A 291-nucleotide genomic window follows, 5' to 3' on the forward strand; every position below is an offset into this window, starting at 1 on the left:
TGGTAGTTGAGGTTGCCGGACGGCAGGGTCGCCCCGCTGTTGTATACTCCGGACAGGTTGATTTTGGTTCCGCCGGTGTTGGTGATTTGATAGACTTTGTCCCCGCTGGTCGTCAGGGTCCCGTTCAGATATCCCAGGCTGACGTTGGCCGCACTCCCCTCCCCAAGAGCCAGCGTAAAGGCGTTCTTGACCGTTTCTTCCAATTCCCCTCCTTCTCCCGCAGATACCCACGTCACGCTGGATATCGCCCCGTCTTCTATCGTCAGCACGCTGCCTTCTATTCTGTATTGC

Annotated in this window: 1 protein-coding gene; it reads right to left on the bottom strand. The window is 57.0% G+C overall.

Translation table 11 applies throughout. The features are described from left to right. Positions 1-291: hypothetical protein (locus CI070_RS01475; protein WP_143245550.1), on the bottom strand; the 291-nt coding region annotated here is incomplete at both ends.

Source organism: Akkermansia muciniphila (assembly GCF_900184965.1).
Classification (GTDB): domain Bacteria; phylum Verrucomicrobiota; class Verrucomicrobiia; order Verrucomicrobiales; family Akkermansiaceae; genus Akkermansia; species Akkermansia muciniphila_A.